At 59.7% G+C, this 24271-nt stretch carries 26 protein-coding genes and 1 pseudogene; 14 read left to right on the plus strand and 13 right to left on the minus strand.

Features of this window, described 5'->3' with window-relative positions; genetic code table 11:
* Position 1: 1 nt before the first annotated feature.
* Positions 2-535, minus strand: coding sequence for a gluconokinase (locus tag BMZ57_RS22295; RefSeq protein ID WP_069672743.1), 534 nt, complete (start codon positions 533-535; stop codon positions 2-4).
* Between the two features lie 213 nt (positions 536-748).
* On the opposite strand from BMZ57_RS22295, the gene gntR reads away from it, so the two are divergent.
* The 6 genes from gntR (at position 749) to BMZ57_RS22325 (ending at position 6065) form a co-directional block, all read left to right on the plus strand.
* Positions 749-1780 (plus strand): HTH-type transcriptional regulator GntR, encoded by a 1032-nt coding sequence (gene gntR, locus BMZ57_RS22300; RefSeq protein ID WP_031290552.1) that lies wholly within the window; start codon positions 749-751, stop codon positions 1778-1780.
* A gap of 315 nt (positions 1781-2095) precedes the next feature.
* The gene (locus BMZ57_RS22305; RefSeq protein ID WP_044287756.1) at positions 2096-2326 is read left to right on the plus strand and encodes a DUF6124 family protein; all 231 of its coding nucleotides are present in this window, start codon (positions 2096-2098) and stop codon (positions 2324-2326) included.
* A 169-nt stretch (positions 2327-2495) separates the two neighbouring features.
* Positions 2496-3128: a glutathione S-transferase family protein gene (locus BMZ57_RS22310; RefSeq protein ID WP_010208229.1), complete on the plus strand. Its 633-nt coding sequence runs from the start codon at positions 2496-2498 to the stop codon at positions 3126-3128.
* 14 nt (positions 3129-3142) lie between these two features.
* The gene (locus BMZ57_RS22315) at positions 3143-3880 is read left to right on the plus strand and encodes an NAD-dependent epimerase/dehydratase family protein (protein WP_069672744.1); all 738 of its coding nucleotides are present in this window, start codon (positions 3143-3145) and stop codon (positions 3878-3880) included.
* Between the two features lie 141 nt (positions 3881-4021).
* Positions 4022-5434 carry an MFS transporter gene (locus tag BMZ57_RS22320; protein ID WP_010208226.1) on the plus strand — a complete coding sequence of 471 codons (1413 nt, stop codon included), beginning with the start codon at positions 4022-4024 and terminating at the stop codon, positions 5432-5434.
* 133 nt (positions 5435-5567) lie between these two features.
* Complete coding sequence (locus tag BMZ57_RS22325) at positions 5568-6065, plus strand: hypothetical protein (RefSeq protein ID WP_044287759.1); 498 nt, start codon at positions 5568-5570, stop codon at positions 6063-6065.
* A 113-nt stretch (positions 6066-6178) separates the two neighbouring features.
* On the opposite strand, the gene BMZ57_RS30250 is transcribed toward BMZ57_RS22325, so the two are convergent.
* The 3 genes and pseudogenes from BMZ57_RS30250 to BMZ57_RS22335 all read right to left on the minus strand — a co-directional run bounded on the left by BMZ57_RS30250 (position 6179) and on the right by BMZ57_RS22335 (position 8534).
* Entirely contained in the window at positions 6179-6751 is a 573-nt protein-coding gene (locus tag BMZ57_RS30250; RefSeq protein ID WP_392397721.1) for a methyl-accepting chemotaxis protein, read from the minus strand.
* Between the two features lie 18 nt (positions 6752-6769).
* Positions 6770-7546: pseudogene (locus BMZ57_RS30255) on the minus strand (PAS domain-containing protein); the annotation flags it as partial.
* 118 nt (positions 7547-7664) lie between these two features.
* On the minus strand, positions 7665-8534 hold the full coding sequence (locus tag BMZ57_RS22335) for a LysR family transcriptional regulator (RefSeq protein ID WP_010208222.1): 870 nt from the start codon (positions 8532-8534) through the stop codon (positions 7665-7667).
* A gap of 96 nt (positions 8535-8630) precedes the next feature.
* Between BMZ57_RS22335 and gstA the strand changes: the two genes are divergently transcribed.
* Together gstA and BMZ57_RS22345 are read left to right on the plus strand one after the other, a co-directional pair.
* Complete coding sequence (gene gstA / locus BMZ57_RS22340) at positions 8631-9239, plus strand: glutathione transferase GstA (protein ID WP_021491267.1); 609 nt, start codon at positions 8631-8633, stop codon at positions 9237-9239.
* Between the two features lie 239 nt (positions 9240-9478).
* A complete protein-coding gene (locus tag BMZ57_RS22345; RefSeq protein WP_044287760.1) occupies positions 9479-9919 on the plus strand; it encodes a GNAT family N-acetyltransferase in 441 nt (146 codons plus the stop codon).
* Positions 9920-10046: 127 nt separating this feature from the next.
* Here the strand turns inward: BMZ57_RS22345 and def are convergent, their stop codons facing one another.
* The 3 genes from def to BMZ57_RS22360 all read right to left on the minus strand — a co-directional run bounded on the left by def (position 10047) and on the right by BMZ57_RS22360 (position 11908).
* A complete protein-coding gene (gene def, locus BMZ57_RS22350) occupies positions 10047-10586 on the minus strand; it encodes a peptide deformylase (RefSeq protein WP_021491265.1) in 540 nt (179 codons plus the stop codon).
* Between the two features lie 3 nt (positions 10587-10589).
* Complete coding sequence (locus BMZ57_RS22355) at positions 10590-11540, minus strand: YihY/virulence factor BrkB family protein (protein ID WP_010208216.1); 951 nt, start codon at positions 11538-11540, stop codon at positions 10590-10592.
* 176 nt (positions 11541-11716) lie between these two features.
* Entirely contained in the window at positions 11717-11908 is a 192-nt protein-coding gene (locus BMZ57_RS22360) for a CsbD family protein (protein ID WP_010208215.1), read from the minus strand.
* A gap of 199 nt (positions 11909-12107) precedes the next feature.
* Between BMZ57_RS22360 and BMZ57_RS22365 the strand changes: the two genes are divergently transcribed.
* The gene (locus tag BMZ57_RS22365; RefSeq protein ID WP_010208214.1) at positions 12108-12485 is read left to right on the plus strand and encodes a hypothetical protein; all 378 of its coding nucleotides are present in this window, start codon (positions 12108-12110) and stop codon (positions 12483-12485) included.
* A gap of 114 nt (positions 12486-12599) precedes the next feature.
* Here BMZ57_RS22365 and fadD1 read toward each other — a convergent pair whose 3' ends face one another.
* Complete coding sequence (fadD1, locus tag BMZ57_RS22370) at positions 12600-14291, minus strand: long-chain-fatty-acid--CoA ligase FadD1 (protein WP_010208213.1); 1692 nt, start codon at positions 14289-14291, stop codon at positions 12600-12602.
* Positions 14292-14686: 395 nt separating this feature from the next.
* Positions 14687-16375 carry a long-chain-fatty-acid--CoA ligase FadD2 gene (gene fadD2 / locus BMZ57_RS22375; protein ID WP_042571251.1) on the minus strand — a complete coding sequence of 563 codons (1689 nt, stop codon included), beginning with the start codon at positions 16373-16375 and terminating at the stop codon, positions 14687-14689.
* A 210-nt stretch (positions 16376-16585) separates the two neighbouring features.
* Here fadD2 and BMZ57_RS22380 point away from each other — a divergent pair, with 210 nt between their 5' ends.
* Both BMZ57_RS22380 and BMZ57_RS22385 read left to right on the plus strand, forming a co-directional pair.
* On the plus strand, positions 16586-17530 hold the full coding sequence (locus tag BMZ57_RS22380) for an alpha/beta hydrolase (RefSeq protein WP_044287762.1): 945 nt from the start codon (positions 16586-16588) through the stop codon (positions 17528-17530).
* A gap of 57 nt (positions 17531-17587) precedes the next feature.
* A complete protein-coding gene (locus BMZ57_RS22385) occupies positions 17588-18058 on the plus strand; it encodes a MaoC family dehydratase (RefSeq protein ID WP_010208208.1) in 471 nt (156 codons plus the stop codon).
* A 55-nt stretch (positions 18059-18113) separates the two neighbouring features.
* Here the strand turns inward: BMZ57_RS22385 and BMZ57_RS22390 are convergent, their stop codons facing one another.
* Complete coding sequence (locus BMZ57_RS22390) at positions 18114-18581, minus strand: ferritin-like domain-containing protein (protein WP_010208206.1); 468 nt, start codon at positions 18579-18581, stop codon at positions 18114-18116.
* A gap of 205 nt (positions 18582-18786) precedes the next feature.
* On the opposite strand from BMZ57_RS22390, the gene BMZ57_RS22395 reads away from it, so the two are divergent.
* Both BMZ57_RS22395 and BMZ57_RS22400 read left to right on the plus strand, forming a co-directional pair.
* On the plus strand, positions 18787-19023 hold the full coding sequence (locus BMZ57_RS22395) for a DUF3820 family protein (RefSeq protein ID WP_010208204.1): 237 nt from the start codon (positions 18787-18789) through the stop codon (positions 19021-19023).
* A 12-nt stretch (positions 19024-19035) separates the two neighbouring features.
* Entirely contained in the window at positions 19036-20211 is a 1176-nt protein-coding gene (locus BMZ57_RS22400; protein ID WP_010208202.1) for an aminotransferase class V-fold PLP-dependent enzyme, read from the plus strand.
* Positions 20212-20304: 93 nt separating this feature from the next.
* On the opposite strand, the gene BMZ57_RS22405 is transcribed toward BMZ57_RS22400, so the two are convergent.
* Genes BMZ57_RS22405 through zwf form a run of 3 tightly spaced genes read right to left on the minus strand, consistent with a single transcriptional unit; the run spans position 20305 to position 23154 of the window.
* A complete protein-coding gene (locus BMZ57_RS22405) occupies positions 20305-20970 on the minus strand; it encodes a bifunctional 4-hydroxy-2-oxoglutarate aldolase/2-dehydro-3-deoxy-phosphogluconate aldolase (protein ID WP_010208200.1) in 666 nt (221 codons plus the stop codon).
* A 17-nt stretch (positions 20971-20987) separates the two neighbouring features.
* Complete coding sequence (gene pgl / locus BMZ57_RS22410) at positions 20988-21701, minus strand: 6-phosphogluconolactonase (protein WP_031290549.1); 714 nt, start codon at positions 21699-21701, stop codon at positions 20988-20990.
* The gene (gene zwf, locus BMZ57_RS22415; protein ID WP_010208198.1) at positions 21688-23154 is read right to left on the minus strand and encodes a glucose-6-phosphate dehydrogenase; all 1467 of its coding nucleotides are present in this window, start codon (positions 23152-23154) and stop codon (positions 21688-21690) included. Before zwf ends, pgl begins: the two co-directional genes overlap by 14 nt.
* A gap of 219 nt (positions 23155-23373) precedes the next feature.
* Between zwf and BMZ57_RS22420 the strand changes: the two genes are divergently transcribed.
* The gene (locus BMZ57_RS22420) at positions 23374-24234 is read left to right on the plus strand and encodes a MurR/RpiR family transcriptional regulator (RefSeq protein WP_169898656.1); all 861 of its coding nucleotides are present in this window, start codon (positions 23374-23376) and stop codon (positions 24232-24234) included.
* The last annotated feature ends 37 nt before the right edge of the window (positions 24235-24271 follow it).

Raw genomic sequence — 24271 nt, forward strand, 5'->3', positions numbered from 1 at the left:
ATTAATGAGTAGGTTCAAAGCCGTGTTGCAGCCACCAGGCGTGTGTCTGCTCGGCCAATGCCTCGACGCTGTCTTCACTGGCGTTGAGGGCCAGGGTCAGCGGCTCGCCTTTAGGCGATTCAAGGGTGGCGAACTGGCTGTCGATCAGGCTGGCTGGCATGAAATGGCCGGGGCGATGAGACACACGGTCGGCGGCCACGGCGCGGGTCAGCTCCAGGAACACGAAACCCAGACCCGGCGCTGATTCGCGCAGGTGGTCGCGGTATTTCTTTTTGAGGGCGGAACAGGTGAGCACGGGGTGCTCGCCCGCTTTGAGCGAACGCCGCAGTTCATCGCAAAGGATGTCGAGCCAGCCGGCGCGGTCGTCGTCGTTGAGGGGGTGGCCGGCGCTCATCTTTTCGATATTGGCGGCAGGGTGAAAGCTGTCGCCTTCAATGGCAGTGGCACCGTTCAGGCGGCACAGGGCCTCGCTGACGCTGGACTTGCCACAGCCGGAAACACCCATGATGACCAGGGCGGTAACAGGTTGACTCATGAAACACCTCAGGACGCAGATAGCGCTACCTTTGCACGCTGTAAGGCTAGTGCAAAAACAGGCTTTTCCCGCGCCGTCTTGTCTTTTTTTATGGAGTGACGCGTGCATCCTCTCCAATCGTTTGAACCGGATCAGGCAACCCAGCGTTCAAGAATTTGCAGCCCTTTGGAGACAGCGCTACCTTAGTGCCTCGATTTTTGTTTGGCAAGCCGCCTGATGACCTCCAAGAACGATAAAAAATTACGCACCACGGGTCGCCCGACTCTTAACGAAGTCGCCCGCCTGGCCGGCGTCAGCCCGATTACCGCCTCACGCGCCCTGCGCGGCATCAGCACCGTGGCCACCGAACTGGTGGAAAAAGTGCAGCAGGCCGCCGCCGAACTCAAGTACGTGGTCAACCCTGCCGCCCGTGCACTGGCCTCGGCCCAGAGCCATTCGGTGGTGGTGTTGGTGCCGTCGCTGTCCAACCTGCTGTTTATCGAAACCCTTGAAGCCATCCACCAAGTGCTGCGTCCCAAGGGCTTTGAAGTGCTGATCGGCAACTCCCACTATTCCCGCGACGAAGAAGAAAACCTGCTGCGCAACTACATGGCCTACCAGCCACGGGGTTTGCTGCTGACCGGGTTTGATCGCACTGAAAGCGCCCGACGGATGGTCGAGGCCAGCAATGTGCCCTGCGTCTACATGATGGATCTGGACCCCAACGCCGGCGTGAACTGCGTAGGGTTCTCGCAACTCGCGGCGGGCGAGACGGCGGCGGCGCATTTGCTGTCCCGCGGGCGCAAGCGCCTGGCCTACATCGGTGCACAACTGGACCAGCGCACATTGCTGCGAGGCGAAGGTTTCCGCCGCGCACTGCAGCAGGCTGGACTGTACGACCCGGCGCTGGAATTGCTGACGCCGCGCCCTTCTTCCGTGGGACTGGGTGGCGAGTTGTTTTTACAGTTGCTGGCGGCTCATCCGGACGTAGACGCGATCTTCTTCGGCAACGACGACCTGGCCCAGGGCGCGCTGCTGGAAGCCCTGCGCCATGGCATCAAAGTACCGGAGCGTGTGGCAGTGCTGGGGTTCAACGACTTGCCGGCATCCTCGTTCATGGTGCCGCGCCTGAGCAGCATCAGTACTCCGCGTGAGGCGATCGGTCGGCGGGCGGCAGAACATTTGTTGACGATCATGGCAGGTAACAAGATCGCCAAGCCGGTGGTGGACATGGGGTTTGAGTTGCAGGTGCGCGAGAGTACGTAGGACGCCTGTAGGAAGCGCCTGACATTGCGGTAAGCGCCTTGCCCGGTTGCCTACGCTTACGTCAGAATCCGCCGGCTTGTGCGTCAGGGTGAGGGTCTCTAAGGTTGGCCGGTCGCTGAATGTCTCGGTGATCGGGTTTAGTAGCCCCGCTTCCTCACACAAGCTGCATGAACCTATCGATGCTTGATGGTGGCTGTGCGCAGGGCGCCTTCGGGTGCGCCGGGTTTGTGTGGGATACCGGTCTACTAACCTGCGTACAGCTGCCACCCTCGTTTAGTAGCGATCAGGTATCAGCCCAGATCAGGTACGTCAATAATGCACAGCATCCCCACGCATACGCTCTTCACCGTCATCCCTGATACCCCCACCGAAACCCTGCTGATCAACAGCTACGAAACCGTGTGCTCCGTCAGCACCTTGCTGCTCGACCTGTCCGATGACCTCACCGGCAAGCACCGCGATGTAGCCCTGGCTATCCACCAACTGAGCGAGCTAAGTGTATTGCTGGTAGGCAAGGCCATGGACCAGCACACACCATGCTGTTAAGGCCTTACTCGAAAAAATGTGGGAGGGGGCTTGCCCCCGATAGCGGTGGGTCAGTCAACTTACAGGTAGCTGACCCACTGCAATCGGGAGCAAGCCCCCTCCCACATTTTTTAACCATGCCCGCTTGCGCCCTGCTAGATTGGCTGCTCTCCACTGCCAGGGAAGCACCATGGGACACTCACTGAAAATCTTGGGCCGTACGTCCTCCATCAACGTGCGTAAAGTGCTCTGGACCTGCCAGGAACTCGGCATCGACTACCAGCGCGAAGACTGGGGCATCGGCTTCAAGCCCACCCAGTCCGCCGAGTTCCTGGCCCTAAACCCCAACGCCCAAGTGCCGGTGCTGATCGACGACCATGGCGTGCTATGGGAGTCCAACACCATTTGCCGGTACCTCGTCAGCCTTTACCAACGCCACGACCTGCTCCCCGCCGAACCCGCGCCACGGGCCCGGGTGGAGCAATGGATGGACTGGCAAGCTACCGAACTCAACCCGTCCTGGGGCTACGCGTTCCACGCGCTGGTGCGCCAGAACCCGGATTATCAGGACCCGCAGCGCATCCAGGCCGGCGTGCAAGCCTGGAACGACAAGATGGGCCTGCTGGAGCAACAGCTGAGCAAGACCGGCGCCTACGTAACCGGCGATGAGTTCACCCTGGCAGACATCCTCGTCGGCCTCTCCGTACACCGCTGGCGCAACGCCCCTCTGGCGCATCCGCCCTACCCCGCGGTGGAGGCGTATTACTTGCGCCTCAGCCAGCGCCCTGGCTTCAAGACCTTCGCGCTCGACGGCCATAACTAAAACAAGGATTACGCGTGAAAGGACTCAACATATTGCTCACCGGCGCCTGCGGCAGAATCGGCAAGACGTTTTTCGACGCCTCGAAAGACCGTTACCGCTTCACCCTCACCGACCGCATGGCGCCGGATTTTGACCTGGGCGAGCACCGCTTCGTACACGCCGACCTCAGCGATAAATCCAGCCTGGCGACCCTGCTCGAAGGCATCGACGTAATCGTGCACCTATCGGGCATCCCCCACGCCAGCGCCTCGTTCGAAGAACTGTTGCCCAATAACATCCTCGCCACCACTTACCTGTTCGAAGCCGCCGTGGCCGCCGGGGTCAAGCGCCTGGTGTTCGCCAGCAGCGCGCAAACCATCGAAGGCTACCCGGTGGACCGCCAGATCACGCCCGGCATGCCGGTGATGCCCGCCAACCTGTACGGCGTGAGCAAATGCTACGGCGAGGCACTCTGCGGTTACTACGCCGCCAAAACCCCGCTGTCGACCATTGCCCTGCGCATCGGTGCCTTTGAATTCCCCGAAACCCATGACCTGAACAACGCCCGTGACCTCAGCGCCTGGCTCAGCCCACGGGATGCGGTGCAGTTGCTGCAACGTGCGGTGGAAACCGAGGGGGTAAAACACCTGATCGCCCATGGGATTTCCAATAACCGTTTCAAGCGGCTGGATTTGAGCGAAACCACCCGAGTACTGGGCTATCAACCGGTAGACGATGCCTTTGCGACTTTCGAGATCCCCATCAGCTACTGAACCCGTCCGCCATAAAACCTTTGAAAAGAGAGTCTTTGCGCAATAATCCAGCGAATGAGCAACCAACCGGGCACAACTTCACACGCAGCGATTTCCGTTAGCCAGCTAAGATTCCAGGTCACTGCACCTGGAATCTCGCCCATGTCCACACTCACCTCCACCACCGACGGCATCGACCCCATCCGCGCCGCCCACATCAGCGCCCGCATCGACCGCCTCCCCGCCGTCGCCACGGTCTGGCGCTTGGTAGCGTTGCTGTCCATCGGCGGCTTTTTCGAGCTGTATGACCTGTTCCAGACCGCTTATATCAGCCCTGGCCTGATCAGCGACGGGATTTTTCATACCGGCAGCGAGGGCGTATTCGGCTTTTCGGACCAGGCCGCCTTTGCCTCGGCAACCTTCCTCGGCCTGTTCCTTGGCGCCAGCCTGCTCAGCCCCATCGCCGACCGTTACGGCCGGCGGGCGATCTTCACCTTTGCGCTGGTCTGGTACACCGTCGCCACGGTGTTGATGGGCATCCAGACGTCCGCCCTGGGCATCATCTGCATGCGCTTCCTGGTGGGCATTGGCCTGGGCATCGAGCTGGTGACCATCGATGCCTACCTCTCGGAACTGGTGCCCAAGCGCATGCGCAGCTCGGCGTTTGCCTTTGCGTTCTTCATCCAGTTCCTGTCGGTACCGGCGGTGGCGTTGATGTCATGGTGGCTGGTGCCGCAAGCACCGTTCGGCGTATCGGGCTGGCGTTGGGTGGTGTTGTCGAGCGCAGTGTTTGCACTGTTTATCTGGCAATTGCGCAAGCGCTTGCCGGAATCACCGCGTTGGCTTGCGCAAAAGGGGCGTTTCGAAGAGGCCGGTGTGATCATGGACAGCCTCGAAGCGCGCTGTCAGAAGGATCATGGCAAACCCTTGGATGAGCCCGAGCCAGAAACCGTCAGCGTGCAGGGCAGCGGCCGCTTTGCCGATATCTGGCAACCGCCGTACCGCCGCCGCGCGTTGATGCTGATCGTGTTCCATGTGTTCCAGGCCATCGGCTTCTTCGGCTTTGGCAATTGGTTGCCGGCGTTGCTGTCGGGCCAAGGCGTCAGCGTGACCCACAGTTTGCTCTACGCCTTCATCATCACCCTCGCCTACCCCCTGGGGCCGTTGCTGTTCGTGAAGGTGGCCAACCGTTTTGAAAACAAATGGCAGATCGTCGGCTCGGCCCTGGGCGCAGTGATCTTCGGCAGCCTGTTTGCCTTGCAAACCACGGCGGTGGGTTTGGTGATCTGTGGGGTGATGATCACCTTCTGCAACGCCTGGCTGAGCTTCAGTTATCACTCGTACCAGAGCGAACTGTTCCCCACCAACATCCGCGCACGGGCGGTGGGGTTCTGCTATTCGTTCAGCCGCTTATCCACCGTGTTCAGCAGCCTGTTGATCGGCTTTATCCTCGAACACCTGGGCACACCGGGGGTGCTGGCGTTTATCGCCAGCAGCATGTTGATCGTGATGATCACCATCAGTTGGTTCGGGCCGCGTACGCGTAACCTGGCGCTGGAAAACATCGCCCATTAACGGCAATGGCTGGCCGCCTGCGGGACATTGTTTGCCGCAACGGCCACGCTATCCCCAATAAAACCGGGCACCTGGCACCCGGCACGCTATTTGCTCCAGCTGTGGCACAGAACATTTCCACAGGTGACCGATCATGCTGGTTAACAACAACACCCAAGCCGTGTCGACCGTTCAACAGATCAAGCGGCCCGACATGGACCCCGCCAACGCCGCTGCCAGCGCGCTGTACAGCGGTGCCCTGCAAGCGGCGCAGCAAAGCGTGACCGTGCCGGCCGCACAGAAGGAATTGGACAAGGCGACCGACCGTATCGACGAAGCCTTTGCCAAGACCCGCGTGCAGTTGCAGACGAGCGCGTCGACCAGCGATGTACCGGCGACCAGCACCACCTCCGGTGCGCGCTCGGAATTCACCGACTACATGAGCAAATCCCCGGCCGAGCGCATCCGTGACCAACTGCTCAAGGAGCAGGGTTTGACCGAGGCAGACTTGCAGAACATGTCGAAGGAAAAACAGGATGCCTTTTCCAAGCAAGTGGCAGAGCGCTTGAAGCAGCAGCAAGAGCAGCAGGTCGCGGCAAAAACCGCTGACCCACAGGCCCAGACAGTGAAAGAAACCCTGGCTGCGATCTAACAAGCACCACGATCAACGGTAGGCGCCGGCTTGCCGGCGATGCAGGCGCCTCGGTGAATCAGAGAGACCGAGGTGATGCTATCGCCGGCAAGCCGGCGCCTGCAGGGATTGGGTTATTGCAGCTGCAACGTCGAATTGAACTGCCCGATCGCATCCACCACATGCCGTGACCCTTCCTGAATCTCCAGGATCACCTGACCTGCTTCATTCGCCAATTCCACCCCCACGCCTGTGCGACTCAAGCTCGATTGCATGCTCGACACTGCACTCAGCGACAGATCATGGTTCTTGCGCACCACATCGACGATTTCCACCGTCGCCTGGCTGGTCCGCGCCGCCAGGCTGCGCACTTCGTCTGCCACCACTGCAAAGCCACGCCCATGCTCACCGGCCCGTGCCGCTTCGATCGCGGCGTTGAGCGCCAGCATATTGGTCTGTTCGGCAATGCTGCGAATGGTCTGCACGATGGCACCGATGATGTCCGATTGCTTGCTCACGGCGTCGATACTCACCGCCGCTTGGTTCAGATCATGGGAAATTTCTTCGATGATCTGCACGGTTTGCTGCACCACCTCCGACCCCTTGCGTGCGCAGGCGTCGTTTTGCACCGAAGTGGCATGGGCCGAGTCGGCGGCGTTACGCAGGGTGGTGACCTGGTCGGTGATGTCGCTGGCGAACTTCACCACCTTGTACAGGCGCCCATTGGTGTCAAAGATCGGGTTGTAGGAGGCCTCCAGAAACAGGGTCTTGCCGTATTTGTTTTTACGCTCGAAGCGATGCGAGTGGTATTCGCCGCGGTTGAGCGACGCCCAGAACGCCTTGTAGGCCGGCGATTCCACTTCGTTGCGGTGGCAAAACATGCTGTGGTGCTGGCCGACGATTTCATCCAGGGAATACTGCACCGTCTTCAGGAAGTTTTCGTTGGCGTTAAGGATCTGGCCCTGCGGGGTGAACTCGATCACCGCCATGGAACGGCCGATGGCGTCGATCAAGCTCTGGTTTTCATGTTCGTGATGGACCCGCGCAGTGATATCCGACGCGACCTTGATCACGCTCTGCACCTGGTTGTCCTTGTCCAGCACCGGCATGTAGCTGGCTTCCAGCCACACTTCCTGGCCGTGCTTGTTCAGGCGCATGAAGGTGCCGCTAAGGGCCTCGCCCCGCGCCAGGTCGCGCCACAGCTTGGCGTAGGCGTCGGTGTGGGTGTAGGCCTCATCGCAAAAGAGGCGGTGATGTTTACCGCGGATCTCCTCGGCGCTGTAGCCCATGGTGTTGCAGAAGTTGTCGTTGGCGTCGAGGATCACACCACTGGCGTCGAACTCGATCATGGCCATGGAACGGCTGATGGCCGCCAGTTTGGCGTTGGATTCGGTAAGGGCGCAGGAGAAACGTTCGATTTGTTGCAGGTCGGATTTGTGATGGCGGTTGAACATGGTCAGATCACCCTGGGTTCCCGGCGCCTGGAGGCGCATTCCATTCATTTGTTAGACAGTGCTGGCACACCTTCATGGGGAAATAACCATCCGAATCGCTTTATATGCCAAGCGTCATCAACGGTTCTGGGTGAGCATAGACAGAGCTTGGCGCTATGCAAGGCCACTAATCAGCCACCATTGCTAACAACGCGCTGGCAGCGGCCGAAGGGGGACGGGTCGGCGAGCCGACCAAGGCAAACTCACGGTGCAGCGGCACCGTCAGTGGCATGACACGCAAGCCCTTGCGCTGGGCCGGCAGGGCCATTTCCGGCACCAGCGTCACGCCGACACCTTCGCGTACCAGGCTGAAGGCGCTGTTCCATTCGCGCACTTCCACGCGGATATCGCGCAGCGTCAATCCCGCTGCGGCACCCAGGCTGCGTGCATTCGCGGTACAGCCACCGGTGGCAAGTACGAACGGCTGCTCAAGTAATTCCTCAAGCGCCACAGTCGCATCGGCCGGGCGTTGCGCCAGCGCATGGTCTGTCGCAAGCACGGCCATCCAGAAGTCCCGGCCCAGCACCGTGGCATTGCGCTCGGGCTTGGGGTTAAGCACAACGCCCAGGTCGATCAGGTCCGCGTCGAGCAGGGTGAGCACTTCGTTGTCGGTGACGTCCAGAGTAGTGACCTCAATACCCGGATAGAGCTGAGCAAAACGCAACAACAGCGGCGTCAGAAACGTCGCCAGCACCATGGGGAAACTGGCGATGCGAATCGTCCCGCGCAGCATCGGGCGGGCTTCGTCCACGGTGCTGCGAATCGTCTGCAAGGCCGCGAGCATCACCCGCGCCTGCGCGATCACACTCAACCCCAAGGCGGTGGGCAAAGTCTTGCGCGGTTCACGGGTAAACAGCTGTGCGCCCAGCGTCGCCTCCATGCCGGCCATGGCCTGGCTGGCGGCGGATTGGGTCATGCCCACGCGCTCGGCGGCGGCGGTGATGCTGCCGTGATCGGCCACGGCTACCAGCAGGCGCCAGTGCATCAGGTTCATCATGGCAGTAGCTGTCCTTATGGCGGGGGTCTGAACGTTTAATTTTACGCACGGTGCCATGCCCGCGAGACTGGCGCAAATTCAACGGAGCTGCCCCAGATGAAACTGTATTTCTTCCCCCATGCCTGTTCCCTCGCCCCGCATATCGTGCTGCGCGAATTGGCGATTCCCTTCGACCTGGTGCTGGTGGATAACCAGGCCAAGACCACCGCCGAGGGCGAAGACTTCCTGCAGATCAACCCCAAAGGCTATGTTGCGGCGCTGAAACTGGACAACGGCCAAGTGCTGACTGAAGCGAGCGCGATCCTGCAGTACCTGGCCGACCTGAAACCCACAGCGAATCTCGCGCCGGCCAATGGCAGCTGGGAGCGCGTGCGTTTGCAGGAATGGCTGAATTTTATCGCCACCGAAGTGCACGGTGGGTTGGCAGTGTTCTTCAACGGCGTGATTCAGGGCGAGGTGCGGGCCATGTTCCAGGCCACGCTGTTCAAGCGATTTGCCGTGCTGGTGCAGACGCTGGAGCGCCAGGATTATTTGCTGGGGGCGCAGTACTCAGTGGCGGATGCGTACCTGTTCGTGGTGCTACGCTGGGCGGCCCTCCACGCGATTGATCTGCGCGAATGGCCGGCGCTGGCGGCGTTTGAGCAGCGGGTGGGTCAGCGACCAGCCGTGATTGCCGCGCTGGCCGCCGAATCCCCCAAAAGCTGAGTTCGTTCAAAAACGGGTCTCAGTGACCGAACAGACCTGTCTCGGTTTTCTTGGCTTTCTTGTCGGCGCGTTTTTCGTCGGCGGTCTTTGCCGGTTTCTTTTTCGCGGCTTTCTTTGAATCCATACCTTTGGCCATGATGCATGCTCCACTGAAAGGGGATGTAGCACTGGGTATACCACCTATTGCCCGGCAGAAGGCGCTTATAATCCTCGGCCCTTGATAACGCCGCCTGAACACCATGCCCAACTTGCACATCGAACCGCTGGCAGAGCCCCTGTGGCCGCTGCTGAACAAGTTTTACCGCAGCCACAATTCGTCGATGAAGGCGCTCAAGGGCGGGCGTCTATGGGTGGCGCGTGAAAGCGAGATTGTCGCCGGGCTGTGCCTGACGCCGGTGGTCGGTGGGCAGTGGTTGACCGGGGTGTTTGTCGACCCCGCGTATCGTGGCCAGGGCTTGGCGAAGCGTGTGATTGATGAAGCCGTGGCCGAGGTGGAAGGCACCGTGTGGTTGCTATGTCATCCGGACCTGGAAGGCTTGTACCAACGCATGGGTTTCACTCAGGACACTGTGCTCCCGCAATCCCTCAGCGAACGCTGGGTACGCTACAAGCGCAACAAGCCGATGATCGCGATGGGCTTGGATCGTTTGGTGAGGTCGACTGCAAATAACCTGGCTTGAAACGCATTCCAACCGTGGAAGCGGGCTTGCTCGCGAAATGTGCTGGGTGAGTCAACATTATCGGCGACTGACACCCCGCATTCGCGAGCAAGCCCGCCCCACAGTTCGGCCTCATTGGGCCTGAACGCTACTCGTCGGCGGTGGGGTCCATGTCCGGAAACATCACTTCGATAAAGCCGAACTTCGTGAAGTCGGTAATCCGCGACGGATACAACCGCCCGATCAGGTGATCGCACTCGTGCTGCACCACCCGCGCATGAAAACCCTCGGCGATGCGCACAATCGGCTCGCCCTTGGGATCGAACCCCTCATAGCGAATCTGCTGGTAACGATCCACCGCACCCCGCAAACCGGGCACAGACAGGCAACCTTCATACCCCTCTTCCAGCACTGGGCTCAGTGGCGTGATCAGCGGGTTGATCAGGATCGTCTGTGGCACCGGCGGTGCGTCCGGGTAGCGTTCGCTGGACTCGAAACCGAAGATCACCAATTGCAGGTCGACACCGATCTGCGGTGCGGCCAGGCCGACGCCCCCCACGTGCTCCATGGTCTGGAACATGTCATCGATCAATTGCCACAGCTCGGGGCTGTCGAACATTTCCGGCGGAACCGGGGGCGCGATACGCAGCAGGCGTTCGTCGCCCATTTTCAGGATTTCACGGATCATCGGTCAGACTTCATCGGCAGTGGGCTTGGAGTGGTCCCGGCCGAGGCCTGAGACGTGCTGTTTTTCACCGGTGTGGCCGGGCTCGTCAAACTCTTTTTCACCCGGATCCTTGCCTTCGGCGGACATGTGCTCGATCACCGCATTCATCTCCGCGCCCAGCAACAGCACGGCGGCGGAAATGTAGAAGTACAGGAGCAATACGATGATTGCGCCGATACTGCCATACATGGCGTTGTAGTCGGCAAAGGTTTTGACGTAGTAGCCAAACCCCAGTGACGCGACGATCCACACCACCACCGCCAGCACCGAGCCGGGCGTGATGAAGCGGAATTTCTGTTCGACGTCAGGCATCACGTAGTACATGAGGGCCACGGCGAACATCAGCAAAATAACGATCAACGGCCAGCGCAGGATGGTCCATAACGTGACCACGAACTCCTGCATGCCAATCTGTCCGGCCAGCCACTCCATCACCTGCGGGCCCAGCACCATCAACGCGGCGGCGGCCAACAGCATGCCGGCGATGCCGACGGTGTAGAAAATCGACAACGGGAAGCGCTTCCAGATCGGGCGGCCTTCAACCACGTCATAGGCGGCGTTCATCGCGCTCATCATCAGGCGCACGCCGGCCGAGGCCGTCCACAGTGCGATCACGATACCCACCGAGAGCAGGCCACCCTTGGATTGCTGCAACTGGTCGATCACCGGGTTGACCTGCTCCAGCGCCTGGGGCGGCAACACCAGTTCCGACTGCAGGCGCAGCCAGGTAAAGAAGTCCGGCAAATGCAGGAAACCGATCAGGGCAATCAGGAACAACAGGAAGGGAAACAGCGAGAACAGCATCTGGTAGGCCAGTGCCGAGGCGTAAGTGGGCATTTCGTCGTCGACGAATTCCTTGACGGTGCGCAACAGCACTTTGTGCAGCTTGAGACCATCGAGAACCGGGAAAATCATAGCGTCTCCTTTCGCCGCAAAAAAGTTGAGTTCGTGGGCGACTCAGGGGCCGTTTTCTACATCAAGGTAGACTATTTGGCGACCTTGAAACAATTTCGAAATCTTAACTGCATCAGGTGACACAAAAACGGCCATCCGTGGATGGCCGCGTGGCTGCGCATTCGCAGTCAGCCGGGTCAGGCTTTGTCGATGGTTTTCTTCACCGCATCTTTGGCCTTACCGACAGCTTGCTGAGCTTCGCCTTTCTTTTCCTGAACCTTGCCTTCGGTCTGCAGCTTGGTGTTATCCGTGGCTTTACCCACACCTTGCTTGATGTTGCCGACGGCTTCATTCGCCAAACCTTTTGCCTTATCCGCTGTGCTGCCCATGGTATTTCTCCTGAGAACAATCAAGGGTTTTGGTCATTACCTAAAGATTGACCCAAGGCCGTTTGGGAGAGTTTCAATTATTTTTGCCCACGCATTTCATCGCCGGCCGCAGGTTTGGCTTTATGTTTTGCCGCCAACCCATGAGAATGCCCGGCACATTCAGGCTGAAACGCTGAATAACAGATCCCGTAGGAAGGTTATGAAACTCAATAAAGCACAGGCCATCGCCCGCAGAAACACCGAATTGGGCGGTGCCGTACTCGGCGTCAACAACTGCCATTTCACCGACCTGGACCGCAAACGCAACATCTGGTGGTTTGACCTCCCGGTGGGCCGTATTGCCGTGGGCCAGTACGAGTGGATCCACCTGTTGATGCACAATGCCGAGACCGACCAGTTGCTGCACCTGAAGGTGCCGACGGCGTTTTTGCGTGAGCACATCGAAGGGTTGGTGGTGCGTAATGCGGGCAAGCGCAAGCCGGAGATCACCCTGGAGCTGAGCGCAGACAAGGATTCGTTCTTGAAAGATGTGCGCCCGGCTGGCGCTGGCGTGGGCTTCGCCCAGTTCGCCCTGTAGAAAACGTATAAAAATGTGGGAGGGGGCTTGCCCCCCGATGGCGGTGTGTCAGCTACAGATTGCTGACTGATAAACCGCTATCGGGGGCAAGCCCCCTCCCACATTGGTATAGCGTTACTTTTTAAGACCGAGCTTCTTCAACTCTTCGTCGCGCAACTCACGCCGCAGGATCTTGCCCACGTTGGTGGTCGGCAACGCATCGCGGAACTCCACGGCCTTGGGCACCTTGTAGGCGGTGACGTTGGCGCGCATGTGCTCCATCACCTGCTCTTTGGTCAGGGTTGCACCCGGCTTGACCACGATGAACAGCTTGATGTGCTCCCCGGACTTCTCGTCCGGCACACCGATAGCCGCGCACTGCAGCACACCCGGCAGGCCTGCCAGCACATCTTCCAACTCGTTGGGGTACACGTTGAAGCCCGAGACCAGGATCATGTCCTTCTTGCGGTCGACGATGCGCATGTAGCCGTCAGGCTGGATGATCGCGATGTCACCGGTCTTGAGCCAGCCTTCGCTGTCGAGCATCTCGTCGGTGGCGTCCTGGCGCTGCCAGTAGCCCTTCATCACTTGCGGGCCTTTGACGCACAGCTCGCCGGTTTCACCCAGGGCGAGTTCAGTACCGTCGTCGGCAATCACTTTGCACACAGTGGACGGCACCGGAATGCCGATGGTGCCGATCTGGATGTGCTGGATCGGGTTCACGGTGGCCACCGGGCTGGTTTCGGTCATGCCATAGCCTTCGCAGATGCCACACCCGGTCACGGCCTTCCAGCGCTCGGCCGCTGCCAGTTGCAGGGCCATGCCACCGGACAGGGTGACTTTCAGCGCGGAGAAGTCCAGCTTGCGGAACGCCTCGTTGTTGCACAGCGCCACGAACAGGGTGTTCAGGCCGACAAAGCCGCTGAACTTCCACTTCGACAGTTCCTTGACCATCGCCGGCAGGTCGCGCGGGTTGCTGATCAGGATGTTGTGGTTGCCGATCAGCATCATCGCCATGCAATGAAAGGTGAACGCATAGATGTGGTACAGCGGCAGCGGGGTGATCAGGATCTCGCAGCCTTCATTGAGGTTGGAACCCATCAGCGCCTTGCATTGCAGCATGTTGGCGACCAGGTTGCGGTGGGTGAGCATCGCACCCTTGGCCACGCCGGTGGTGCCGCCGGTGTATTGCAGCACGGCCACATCACTGCTGGTCGGGCTGGCGTCGCTGACCGGTTGGCCGTGCCCCTTGGCGAGCACGTCATTGAACTTGATCGCGTTGGGCAAGTGATAGGCCGGGACCATTTTCTTCACGTACTTGATGACGCTGTTGATCAGCAGACGCTTGAGCGGCGGCAACAGGTCGGCGACTTCGGTGACGATCACGTGCTTGACGGCGGTCTTGGGCACGACCTTTTCCGCCAGGTGCGCCATGTTGGCCAGGCATACCAGGGCCTTGGCGCCGGAGTCGTTGAATTGGTGCTCCATTTCCCGCGCGGTGTACAGCGGGTTGGTATTGACCACGATCAGGCCGGCGCGGATGGCGCCGAACACGGCGACCGGGTATTGGAGGACGTTGGGCAGTTGCACGGCGATTCGATCGCCGGGCTTCAAGTCGGTGTGCTGTTGCAGGTACGCGGCGAAGGCGCCGGACAATTCGTACAACTCACCGTAGGTGATTGTCTTGCCCAGGTTGCTGAAAGCCGGTTTGTTGGCGAAGCGCTGGCAGGACTGCTTCAGTACCGCCTGAATATTCGGATACTCGTCTGGATTGATTTCTGCAGCAATCCCGGCGGGGTACTTATCCTTCCAAAAGTCTTCGTTCATGGAAGCCCACTCCTCAGCGACGTCAGCGACGCGAATTCATCATCGCATTTGATGCGATTATTATTGGTGTATGTTTTTTGGTGAATCTGGCGCTTTCAAGCAGGCCGAGACGTCACAAAGCGCGCCGAGAGTAGCAGCTTTGCCTGGGGCCGCCTAGAGCCAAAAGGGAGCCCTACGGTCATAAACACGACTGTCCTACAATAATTGGTCACACTTTTAGCGAAGCTAAAATCTCCGAGTAAAAGGCTCTGGAATAGGGTTTTCAGCCCAATTAAAAACAAAGTGGGAGGGGGGTTGGCCCCGATGGCGGCATTTCAGTCACTGAATATATCGACTGATCTACCGCTATCGAGGGCAAGCCCCCTCCCACCGTTTGATTGCATTTCAATTCATGGTCAGGCGATGTCGCGCAGCTCCCTGCGCAAAATCTTGCCTACCGGTGTCATCGGCAACGAGTCACGCAACACAATATGCTTGGGCACCTTGTACCCCGTGAAGTTGGTCTTGCAGTAGGCCTTCAACTCCTCAAGGCTCACCCCCTCGGCACGCGCGACCACAAACAGCTTCACCGCCTCCCCCGTGCGCTCGTCCGGCACGCCGATCACCGCGCAGTTGGCCACGGCAGGATGCGCCATCACCACATCTTCGATCTCGTTGGGGTACACGTTGAAGCCCGACACGATGATCAGGTCTTTCTTGCGGTCAACGATGCTTACAAAACCCTCCTCATCGATGACGGCGATATCACCGGTCTTGAGCCAGCCTTCCGCGTCCAGCGCTTCGGCAGTGGCCTCGGGTTGCTGCCAGTAGCCTTTCATCACCTGCGGGCCCTTGATACACAACTCGCCGCGTTCGCCCAATGGCAACTCAACGCCATGATCATCGATCACCTTCATAGCCGTGGCCGGCACGGGGATGCCCACAGTGCCCAGGCGGGATTTGTTGCCGTAGGGGTTGGTGCTGGCCACCGGTGACGTTTCCGTCAGGCCATAACCCTCGCCGATGGCACAACCGGTGATCTGCTGCCAGCGCTCGGCGGTCGCCTTGATCAACGCGGTGCCGCCGGAGTTGGTGAGCTTGAGGTGGGAGAAATCCAGGGATTTGAAGTCCGGATGGTCCATCAACGCCACGAACAGCGTGTTAAGCCCCAGCAGCCCGGTGAAGCGCCACTTTTTCAGCTCCTTGATAAAGCCGCCGATGTCCCTCGGGTTGGTGATCAGCACGTTGTGGTTGCCCGAGACCATCATGCACATGCAATTCGCCGTGAAGGCATAGATATGGTACAGCGGCAGCGGCGCGATCATCACCTCCTGCCCTTCCTTGATCAGCGGGTGACCGTCATCTCCGGTCTGGGACATGCAGGCGCGCACCTGTTGCATGTTCGCCACCAGGTTGCCGTGGGTGAGCATCGCGCCCTTGGCCAGGCCGGTGGTGCCGCCGGTGTATTGCAGCACGGCGATATCGTCCAGGGTCACCGGATGGCGCGTCACGCCCTGGCCCGCGCCCATGTGCAGGGCGCGCTTGAACGCCACCGCACGCGGCAGGCTGTAGGCCGGAACCATCTTCTTGACCTTGTCGACCAGGGTGTTGACCAGCCAGCCCTTGGCGGTGGGCATGAAGTCGCCCATCCTGGCTTCGATCAAGTAGTCGATCTCGGTATCGCTGCACACCTCCTGCACGCGCGAGCCGAACAGGTTGAGGTAGACCAGCGCACGCACGCCGGCGTCCTTGAACTGGTGACGCATCTCGCGCGGGGTGTACAGCGGGTTGGTGTTGACCACAATCAGCCCGGCGCGCAAAGCGCCGAATACGGCAATCGGGTAATGCAGTACGTTGGGCATCTGCACCGCAATGCGATCGCCCGGCTTGAGGTCGGTGTGCTGCTGCAGGTAACCGGCGAACGCTGCACTCTGGCGCTCAAGCTCGGCGTAAGTCAGGGTGATGCCCATGTTGCTGAATGCCGGACGGTCGGCAAAAGCCTTGCAGGAACGCTCGAAGACCTCGATCACCGACTTGTAGGCCGACAGGTCGATGTCATTGGGAACGCCCGCTGCGCGTTTGTCATTCCAGAAATCAGGTTGCATTATTCTTGTCCTCTTACCTGAGTGTGTCCGGCCGCTTTCCTACAGCTATAAAAAGCGGAGCTTTGGGGACGTTAGCAGTTATGGCTAAACAGGCAAATACGCCAAACCGTGTCATTGATTGTATGAATCTTGCCTCTGATGTGCAGGCAGATACGCCGCCCGTCAATAGATGAGCTATACACTGCAACGACCCTGAGCAAAGGAAGCGCCATGAACCACAGCACCTTCTGGCTGACCGCGAATGACCGCAGCCGTCTGTACGTCAATCATTGGATGCCCGAGGGCCCAGCCAAGGCCGTGGTGATGCTGTCCCACGGCATGGCCGAACACAGTGGGCGCTACGCACGCCTGGCCGAGGCCCTGTGCGGTGCCGGCTACGGCCTATATGCGCTGGACCAGCGCGGCCATGGTCGTACCGCCGATGAAGGCACCTTGGGCCTGTACGCCGAGACGGACGGCTGGAACAAGGTGGTGGGCGACCTGGCCAGCCTCAACCAGCATATCGGCCAGCAACAGCCGGGGTTGCCGATCATTCTGCTGGGCCACAGCATGGGCAGCTATATCGCCCAGGCCTACCTGCTGCACCACAGCGCCAGTCTGAATGGGGCGATTCTCAGCGGTTCGAATTTCCAGCCGGTGGCGCTGTACCGCGCCGCTAGGGTAATTGCGCGGCTCGAGCGCTTGCGCCAGGGGCTGCGCGGGCGCAGTGCGCTGATCGAATTCCTGTCGTTTGGATCATTCAACAAAGCCTTCAAACCCAATCGCACCGCGTTCGACTGGCTCAGCCGTGATCCGAGTGAGGTGGACAAGTACATCAACGACCCACTGTGCGGGTTCCGCTGCACCAATCAACTATGGATCGACCTGCTCGGCGGCTTGCAGCAAATCAGCAAAGCGTCCAATCTCGCGCAGATCGATCCGGGCCTGCCGATCCTGGTGATGGGCGGCGAATGTGATCCGGTGAGTGAGGGTAAGCGTCTCAACAGTCTGGCCAACGCCTTGCGCGAAGCCGGTTGCCAGCACCTGCAACTGACTATCTACCCGCAAGCGCGTCATGAAGTGTTCAACGAAACCAATCGCGACACTGTCACGGCAGATGTACTGGCGTGGATCGACCAGGCGCTGACACTGCGCAGGCCGGCTCGCTGCGAATAATTTATCGTTTAGAATCAATATTTTAAATTACCGATTAGCCACAGGATGCACCTTTAGATGACCCAGGTAACCAACACCCCGTACGAAGCCCTCGAAGTCGGCCAGACCGCCAGCTACAGCAAATTGGTGGAAGAGCGCGATATCCAGCTGTTCGCCGCGATGTCCGGTGACCACAACCCGGTGCACCTGGATGCCGAGTACGCCAAGGCGACCATGTTCAAGGAGCGTATCGCCCATGGCATGTTCAGCGGCGCCCTGATCAGCGCGGCCGTTGCCTGCGAGTTGCCTGGACCGGGCACCATCTATATCGGCCAGCAGATGAGCTTCCAGAAGCCGGTGAAAATTGGCGACACCCTGACCGTGCGCCTGGAAATTCTCGAAAAGCTGCCGAAATTCCGTGTGCGTATCGCCACCCGCGTGTTCAACCAGCGTGATGAGTTGGTGGTGGACGGCGAGGCGGAGATCCTTGCACCGCGTAAGCAGCAGGTCGTGACCTTGACCGAGTTGCCACCGATCAGCATCGGCTGATCGTCGCGCATAAAAAAGCCCCGCACCTGCGGGGCTTTTTCTATTCAGCGACGCCTCAAGACTGAGCGCGAGCCTGGTTACGCAGGGCTTTCACCTGGTCGTGGTTGCGTTGTACGCCGTGGTACTGACGCTCAACCAGGTCACGAATGCCCAGCAGGTTGTGCTTGTTGATCTTCTCGATCGCTTCTTTGTAAGCCTTCAGGGCGTGATCTTCACCGCGCTCGGCTTCGTTCAGCACAGCCTCTTCATCCTTGCCGGTGAGCATCGACTTGACGTCGACCCAACCGCGGTGCAGTGCGCCGGCAACGCTGCCGGAATCTTCCGGATCGCCGCCCAGGGCACGTACGGCGGTTTTCAGTTCAGCGGCGGCAGTGGCGCAGTCGGCGGAACGCTTGGCAAACAAGGCTTTGAGTTCTGGGTGCTTGATGTCTTCAGCGCACTCCTTGAAACCCTTTTGGCCGTCGATGCTGGTCTCGATCAGGTCGTTCAGTACGGAGATCGATTCTTTATTGATGTCAGTCATTTTTCAATTCCTTGTACGGGTTAGAAGGTTGTCTTAATGGTTGCAGCGCCCGTGCCAGGTTTTCAAAAATATGATTATCCTTATATTTCAATTATTTACGATAAATTGAACCATCTGTATCTACGCTATTTGCATGATCTGTCATTTGGCCTTCATGCAGAATGCCTGTATTTTCCAAGGTCTCGATACACACACCTGAGCCTCCATGAATCCCGAAAAACTCGAACTGCTGATCACCCGCGAAATGCCCTTCGGCAAATACAAGGGGCGGATCATCGCCGACCTGCCTGGCCCCTACCTGAACTGGTTTGCCCGCGAAGGTTTCCCCCACGGCGAGCTGGGCGGGTTGCTGGCGTTGATGCAGGAAATCGACAGCAACGGGTTGTCTGAATTACTTGAACCGCTACGCGCCAAACACGGCAAACCCGCCCCTCGTCATTAAAGAGCCCAGCCTATGCCACGGAATGCAGACAACGAGCGTCACTGGCACACCATCGCCCAGCGCTATGCGCTGGAACCCGGCCCGATCAACCTGGAGAACGGTTACTTCGGCCGCATGAGCCAAGCGGTTCAGACGCAATACCTGGAACACGTTGCGTTTATCAACCGCAGCAACTCGCTGCATGTACGCCAGCAATTCGAGCGAGTCGAAAACGACGCGATCCGCCGCCAACTGGCCGGGCTGATCGACGCCGACCCGGCAGCGGTGGCCTTCACCCGCAACGCCACCGAAGCCCTGCAATCCCTGATCCGCAACTACAACCGCCTGCAACCGGGCGATCAGGTGCTGATCAGCGACCTGGAATACGACACGGTGAAAGGTGCCATGCGCTGGCTGGCGGGCTATCGCGGCGTGGAAGTCATCGAACTGTCCCACACCCACCCGGCGAGTTTCGACAGCCTGGTGCAGACGTATCGCGATGCGTTCATGCAGTACCCGCGCTTGAAGCTGATGGCGCTGACCCACGTGACCCACCGCACGGGCCTGATCATGCCCGTGGCAGCGATTGCCCAGGCTGCGCGCAAGCAGGGTATCGATGTAATCCTCGACGGCGCCCATGCCCTGGGCCAGATCGAATTCAACCTCGCCGAGTTGGGTATCCAGTTTGCTGGCTTCAACCTGCACAAGTGGATCGGCGCCCCACTGACCCTGGGCTTTTTGTACATCGCCCCGGAACGCCTGGCAGACATTGATCCGGACATGGGCGAATGTCACTACCCCGCCACCGACGTTCGCGCACGTACGCCCTACAGCACGCCGAACTTTCCGGCCCTGATGACCTTGCCGCTGGTACTGGAAGAACACCAGCAATTGGGTGGCGCGGCGGCCAAGGGCGCACGGGTGAACTACTTGCGAGACGTGTGGGTAAGCCAAGTGCGGAGATTGCCGGGGATCGAGGTGCTGACGCCAGATGACCCACGGCTGTATGGCGGGATTACAGCATTCAAGTTCATTGGCCGGGATCAGCAGGTGATGACGGATCGTTTGCTCAAGGACTACAACCTGTTCACCACCACCCGTGAGGGAGCGTCATTTGGCACCTGTATTCGGGTGACACCGGGGTTGGTGACTTCGGCAACCGAGATGGCCGTGCTGGTCAAAGCCATCACCGAATTGAGCGCCGCATAGGCACTTTTCTACAGGCAAAAAAAAGCGGTACACCGACCAAGTGCACCGCAAAAATGCCGTTAAGCACAGCAACAACGATTCAGTAAAAGCAGATCAATCCAGCAGCGCCAGCGCCTCGGCGGTGACTTCCTGGATGCGGGCCCAGTCGCCGTTCTTGACCCATTCAGGGTCCAGCATCCAGCTACCGCCCACGCACATCACGTTTTTCAACGCCATGTAGTGTTTGATGTTGGCCGGACCGACGCCGCCGGTCGGGCAGAATTTCACTTCGCCGAACGGGCCGCCCAGAGCCTTGATTGCAGCAACGCCGCCGCTGACTTCGGCCGGGAACAGTTTGAAGCGGCGATAGCCCAGGCCATAACCTTCCATGATGCCCGAGGCATTGCTGATGCCCGGCAGCAGGGGGATCGGGCTGTGTACCGAGGCTTCCAGCAGGTCACGGGTGATGCCTGGAGTGACGATGAATTGCGAACCCGCCACTTCGGCGGCTTCGAGCATGTGACGATCGAGCACGGTGCCAGCACCGGTGCACAGTTCAGGGCGTTGTTCACGCAGTACCTGAATGGCCTTGAGGCCGAACTCGGAACGCAGGGTCACTTCCAATGCGGTCAAACCACCGGCTGCCAGGGCATCGGCCAGCGGCAGGATGTCCTGCTCGCGGGCGATGGTGATCACCGGCAGGATCCGCGCCTTGGCGCAGAGGCTGTCGATCAGGGCAACTTTATCCGCCATGGACACGGTCGGTTGAGGGCTTTTCATAGCGGCTGATCCTTGGCTCATGGGCACCAGTAAATCTCTAATGTAGGTTGCAGAAACGCGCGAATCGGCATGGCAGAGACGTCGTCACTGGCCAGCGCGGCGCTCAAGGTGGTCAATTTCGAACTGCCGGAGATCGACAGCACGGTGTAATTAGCCGTCGCCAGCAACGCGCGACTCATGGTCAGGCGCTGATGCGGCACGGTCGGCGCCAGCATCGGCCAGCAACGGCGGGTACCGTCGGCCTTCAGCGCTTCGGCGAGGTTCGGGCTGTTTGGAAACAGCGACGCGGTGTGACCGTCGTCACCCATGCCCAGCACCAGCACATCGATGGCTGGCAACTCGCCCAGCAGGCGATCGGCCTGCTCGGCAGCTTCTTCAAGATTGGCCGCGGCGCTATAGAGGCTCAAGAACTTGGCCTTGGCCGCCGGGCCTTGCAGCAAATGCTGCTTGAGCAAGCCAGCATTGCTGTCGGCGTGCTCCACCGGCACCCAGCGTTCGTCGGCCAGGGTGATGGTGACCTTGGACCAGTCCAACCCCTGCTTGGCCAGATGCTGGAAGAACGCCACGGGGCTGCGGCCACCGGACACCACCAGGGTCGCCTCGCCGCGGGCACTGACGGCCGTGCGCAGTTGCTCGGCCACATCATTGGCCAAACCTTCCGCCAACAGTGCCGGTGTGCGGTACTCGTGGGGCGTTACGCCCTGCGGCAGTTTCAGTTCAGATATCGCCATACCAAGACCTCCCATCCCGCGTGATCAGTGCAATCGAGCTCATCGGCCCCCAGGACCCCGCCGCGTACGGCTTGGGCGCATCACCGGACTTCTTCCACCCGGCGATCAACTGGTCACACCACTTCCACGCGGCTTCGATTTCATCTTTGCGAACAAACAGGTTCTGATTGCCGCGCATCACTTCCAGCAACAACCGCTCGTAGGCATCCGGAATACGGGCGCTGCGGTAGGTGTCGGAAAAATTCAGTTGCAGCGGGCCGCTGCGCAGTTGCATGCCCTTGTCCAGGCCCTGCTCCTTGGTCATCACGCGCAAGGAAATACCTTCGTCCGGTTGCAGGCGGATGATCAGCTTGTTGCTGATCTGCAGGCGCTGCTCCGGGGCGAAGATGTAGTGGGACGGTTCCTTGAAGTGGATGACGATCTGCGACAGCTTTTGCGGCATGCGCTTGCCGGTACGCAGGTAAAACGGCACCCCGGCCCAACGCCAGTTGCGAATATCGGCACGCAGGGCGACGAACGTCTCGGTGTCGCTCTGGGTGTTGGAATTCTCTTCTTCCAGGTAACCCGGCACCGGCTTGCCGGCGCTGTAGCCAGCGATGTACTGGCCGCGGACGACTTGGGTGGTCAGGCCATCCGGGCTGATCGGCGCCAAGGCCTTGAGCACCTTGACCTTCTCGTCGCGGATGCTGTCGGCGGACAAGTCGGCCGGCGGGTCCATGGCAATCAGGCAAAGCAGCTGCAGCAGGTGGTTCTGGATCATGTCCCGCAGCTGGCCTGCCTTGTCGAAATAGCCCCAACGGCCTTCGATACCGACCTGCTCGGCCACGGTGATTTCCACGTGGGAGATGTAGTTCTGGTTCCACTGGGTTTCGAACAGGCTGTTGGCGAAACGCAGGGCGATCAGGTTTTGTACCGTCTCTTTGCCCAGGTAGTGGTCGATGCGGTAGGTGCGGTTTTCCGGGAAAAACTGCGCCACGGCGTCGTTGACCTTGCGCGAGGACTCCAGGTCCGAACCGATGGGCTTTTCCAGGACCACGCGGGTGTTTTCCGCCAGGCCGACCTTGGACAGGTTCTCGCAGATCGCGCCATACACCGCCGCCGGGGTGGCGAAGTAAGCGATCAAGCGTTGTTCGGTGCCAGCGATGTCCGCCAGGGCCACGTAGTCATCGGCTTTCATGAAGTCGACGTGAACATAGGTCAGGCGCGCCAGGAACCGCTGGGCGACGGTTTCATCCAGCTCCTTGCCGACGTATTTACGCAGTTCTTGTTCAATGTGCGCCAGGTGCTGTTGCTCGGAACCGGCTTCACGGGCCAAGGCCAGGATGCGCGTGTCGTCGTGCAGGAGCGTGGCGCCATCGAGTTGATAGAGGGCAGGAAATAACTTGCGCAGCGCCAGATCACCCAAGGCGCCAAACAGGGCAAAGGTGCAGGGTTCTACGGTTATCGAAGGCATGATGTTTGTTCTTTTATCAAGTTAAGCTACAAATACCTTTTTTCAAGGCATCACTCAAGGAAAAATGTAGTAATAACCACAACATTTTCCCGAAATACGCATTCCGAGTGGTGGTGTTCAGCTACCCTCAGTAGGATAGGCCACCGCAAAAGGCCACTCGTCGATTGGTTGCCACCCTTTATTTGCATCGTCGCCCGAAGGAAAGACTGAATGGACCGCGTGCGAAATCTTCTGGAACAGATCCGGAACCGCCTCGAAGAATTGAACAAGGCTGAGAAAAAAGTTGCCGAGGTCATCCTGCTCAACCCGCAGCAGGCGACCCGCTTCTCCATCGCAGCCCTCGCCCAAGCCGCTTCGGTCAGTGAACCGACGGTCAACCGTTTCTGCCGTTCGTTCGGCGTCAGCGGTTACCCTGAACTTAAATTGCAGTTGGCGCAAAGCCTGGCCAGTGGCGCCGCGTACGTCAGCCGCGCCGTGGAGGCAGATGATAACCCCGAGGCCTACACCCAGAAGATCTTTGGCAGCGCCATCGCCTCGCTGGACGCCGCCTGCCAGGCACTGGACCCTGCCCTGATCAGCAAGGCCGTGGATCTGTTGATCCAAGCGCGGCAGATCCACTTCTTCGGCCTGGGTGCTTCGGCACCGGTGGCCATGGATGCGCTGCACAAGTTTTTCCGCTTCAACCTGGCAGTGACCGCCCACGCCGACGTGCTGATGCAACGCATGATCGCCTCGGTGGCCCACACGGGCGAGCTTTTCGTGATTATTTCCTACACCGGGCGCACCCGCGAACTGGTGGAAGTGGCGCGTATCGCCCGGGAAAACGGTGCATCGGTGCTGGGCGTAACCGCCGAGAACTCGCCGCTGGCCAAGGCCAGTACCGTCAGCCTGAATATCCCGCTGCCCGAAGACACCGACATCTATATGCCGATGACCTCACGGATCATTCAGTTGACGGTGCTGGATGTGCTGGCGACTGGCATGACCTTGCGCCGTGGCGTGGATTTCCAGCCGCATCTGCGCAAGATCAAAGAGAGTTTGAATGACAGCCGGTATCCGGTGGGGGATGAGTTCAACTGAGTCAGCATTTATGTTGGCTTTATTGGCCTCATCGGGG

Source organism: Pseudomonas simiae (assembly GCF_900111895.1).
GTDB classification, from domain to species: domain Bacteria; phylum Pseudomonadota; class Gammaproteobacteria; order Pseudomonadales; family Pseudomonadaceae; genus Aquipseudomonas; species Aquipseudomonas simiae.

What these genes read in the sequence shown, in the direction of transcription:
- BMZ57_RS22335 (WP_010208222.1), bottom strand. Translation starts at nt 8,534, where the DNA reads ATGATGAACCTGATGCACTGGCGCCTGCTGGTAGCCGTGGCCGATCAC.
- BMZ57_RS22395 (WP_010208204.1), top strand. Translation starts at nt 18,787, where the DNA reads ATGAATCCCGAAAAACTCGAACTGCTGATCACCCGCGAAATGCCCTTC.
- BMZ57_RS22320 (WP_010208226.1), top strand. Translation starts at nt 4,022, where the DNA reads ATGTCCACACTCACCTCCACCACCGACGGCATCGACCCCATCCGCGCC.
- BMZ57_RS22365 (WP_010208214.1), top strand. Translation starts at nt 12,108, where the DNA reads ATGAAACTCAATAAAGCACAGGCCATCGCCCGCAGAAACACCGAATTG.
- BMZ57_RS22360 (WP_010208215.1), bottom strand. Translation starts at nt 11,908, where the DNA reads ATGGGCAGCACAGCGGATAAGGCAAAAGGTTTGGCGAATGAAGCCGTC.
- BMZ57_RS22405 (WP_010208200.1), bottom strand. Translation starts at nt 20,970, where the DNA reads ATGAAAAGCCCTCAACCGACCGTGTCCATGGCGGATAAAGTTGCCCTG.
- gstA (WP_021491267.1), top strand. Translation starts at nt 8,631, where the DNA reads ATGAAACTGTATTTCTTCCCCCATGCCTGTTCCCTCGCCCCGCATATC.
- BMZ57_RS22385 (WP_010208208.1), top strand. Translation starts at nt 17,588, where the DNA reads ATGACCCAGGTAACCAACACCCCGTACGAAGCCCTCGAAGTCGGCCAG.
- fadD2 (WP_042571251.1), bottom strand. Translation starts at nt 16,375, where the DNA reads ATGCAACCTGATTTCTGGAATGACAAACGCGCAGCGGGCGTTCCCAAT.
- BMZ57_RS22310 (WP_010208229.1), top strand. Translation starts at nt 2,496, where the DNA reads ATGGGACACTCACTGAAAATCTTGGGCCGTACGTCCTCCATCAACGTG.
- def (WP_021491265.1), bottom strand. Translation starts at nt 10,586, where the DNA reads ATGATCCGTGAAATCCTGAAAATGGGCGACGAACGCCTGCTGCGTATC.
- pgl (WP_031290549.1), bottom strand. Translation starts at nt 21,701, where the DNA reads ATGGCGATATCTGAACTGAAACTGCCGCAGGGCGTAACGCCCCACGAG.
- zwf (WP_010208198.1), bottom strand. Translation starts at nt 23,154, where the DNA reads ATGCCTTCGATAACCGTAGAACCCTGCACCTTTGCCCTGTTTGGCGCC.
- BMZ57_RS22400 (WP_010208202.1), top strand. Translation starts at nt 19,036, where the DNA reads ATGCCACGGAATGCAGACAACGAGCGTCACTGGCACACCATCGCCCAG.
- BMZ57_RS22295 (WP_069672743.1), bottom strand. Translation starts at nt 535, where the DNA reads ATGAGTCAACCTGTTACCGCCCTGGTCATCATGGGTGTTTCCGGCTGT.
- BMZ57_RS22325 (WP_044287759.1), top strand. Translation starts at nt 5,568, where the DNA reads ATGCTGGTTAACAACAACACCCAAGCCGTGTCGACCGTTCAACAGATC.
- BMZ57_RS22380 (WP_044287762.1), top strand. Translation starts at nt 16,586, where the DNA reads ATGAACCACAGCACCTTCTGGCTGACCGCGAATGACCGCAGCCGTCTG.
- BMZ57_RS22355 (WP_010208216.1), bottom strand. Translation starts at nt 11,540, where the DNA reads ATGATTTTCCCGGTTCTCGATGGTCTCAAGCTGCACAAAGTGCTGTTG.
- fadD1 (WP_010208213.1), bottom strand. Translation starts at nt 14,291, where the DNA reads ATGAACGAAGACTTTTGGAAGGATAAGTACCCCGCCGGGATTGCTGCA.
- BMZ57_RS22345 (WP_044287760.1), top strand. Translation starts at nt 9,479, where the DNA reads ATGCCCAACTTGCACATCGAACCGCTGGCAGAGCCCCTGTGGCCGCTG.
- BMZ57_RS22390 (WP_010208206.1), bottom strand. Translation starts at nt 18,581, where the DNA reads ATGACTGACATCAATAAAGAATCGATCTCCGTACTGAACGACCTGATC.
- BMZ57_RS22305 (WP_044287756.1), top strand. Translation starts at nt 2,096, where the DNA reads ATGCACAGCATCCCCACGCATACGCTCTTCACCGTCATCCCTGATACC.